This window comes from Haloferula chungangensis (genome assembly GCF_042664875.1).
Classification (GTDB): domain Bacteria; phylum Verrucomicrobiota; class Verrucomicrobiia; order Verrucomicrobiales; family Akkermansiaceae; genus Haloferula; species Haloferula chungangensis.
In genome coordinates, this window is sequence record NZ_JBHTBS010000049.1 from 1 (window position 1) to 1,353 (window position 1,353).

1 protein-coding gene and 1 pseudogene are annotated in these 1,353 nt (G+C 56.2%); one reads left to right on the forward strand and one right to left on the reverse strand.

What is annotated here, in order from left to right; translation table 11 throughout:
- The first annotated feature begins 440 nt into the window (after positions 1–440).
- Positions 441–884, forward strand: a complete 444-nt coding sequence (locus ACFQY0_RS21105; protein ID WP_379717013.1) for a DUF1353 domain-containing protein — start codon at positions 441–443, stop codon at positions 882–884.
- Between the two features lie 156 nt (positions 885–1,040).
- Here the strand turns inward: ACFQY0_RS21105 and ACFQY0_RS21110 are convergent.
- Positions 1,041–1,353, reverse strand: a pseudogene (locus ACFQY0_RS21110) (hypothetical protein); the annotation flags it as partial.

The window sequence follows — 1,353 nt, forward strand, 5'->3', positions numbered from 1 at the left end:
GAGCGTCGCGAGGAAAAACCGGCGGTCATCGTCGTCATCGAAAATTTTTTCCCGCCGATTGCCGCGTGCCATCACATGGTAAAAAGCACCGGGAAATTCAAGTCGCAGGCTGCGGGGCATGCTGGAATGCTACGGGAGAGGTGAATTCTGTCAAGGTTTGCACACTGACCCCAGTTCCCACTGACCCCAGTTCCCCAGTTCCCCAGTTCCCCAGTTCCCCAGTTCCCCAGTTCCAGTTCCCTGACCCCAGTTCCCTGTGTTAGCAGGGTTGACGGATGAGGGAGGATTGCAAAGGCTAGACCATGCTCAGGATGATTTTGCTCTCACTCTTGCCTGTGTGTGCTCTACTGTCGTCATGTGCGAGTCTGGGGCATGCGCGAGTCCATGATCCGGCGGTTCAGCACTTTTCCGATGGCGACTACAGGTATTTGACCAAGCCAATGGGGTTCAGCGCTCCGAGAACAAGGGTCAAGGGCGAGGTGCCTCGAGGATTCGTGACAGATTTTGCCAGTGTGCCGCCAAGGGCCCAATCTATCGTTCAGAAGGACGGCCGGTTTACTCCGGCTGCGGTTGTTCACGACTACCTATACTGGGAGCAGCCCGTGGACCGACTGACGGCGGACAATGTAATGTTCGAACTAATGGAGGCGAGAAGAGTGCCTCCTAGAGACCGTGACACGATCTACAATATTCTCCGCCTGCTGGGTCGGCAGGCTTGGGAACAGAACAAGAAGGACCGGCTGGCAGGGAAGCCGAGAATCTTGCCTGAGAAGTGGATGAATTTTCCACTGGACGGATATGATTGGGAGGAGCTGGAGCGTTACTTGATCGAAAATCCGAACCTTGCCCAACGGCCGGGGGGTAGTGTGGAGATCGGAGGTTGACTCCTTTCACACATCTCCCCGGTCAGACTGTTACCGATGTCCTCGGTTCATACCCTCAGGTGTAAGCGCCAAACAGAGCACCTCTCGCATAGGTGAGAGGTGCTCTGGAAAAGGGAAAAGGGGGTCAGTGTGCAAAATTTGACAAACGTTTGATCGCTATTCGCCCTGCCGCGCATTTTTGAGGAACCGTTTCAGTTCGGGAGGCAGCTGGGTCTCTGCTTTCCGCTTTTTCATTCGTCGCAACTGCTGACTCACGTTCGCCGCACTGCGCATCGACAGCTTTTCCGCGATCCACTCTTGCGAAACCGTGGTCCGGCTCCAAAGAAGCTCCGCCAAGGCCAGCTTCCTCGGGTCCGATCCTTTCAATTGAGGCAACTCCTTCGGCACCATACCCGCCGCGTGCAACCCCTCCTTCAACCACCGCTTTGCCTGCTCTTCGCCATGCGACGTCACTTGGGGCGTCTTCCGG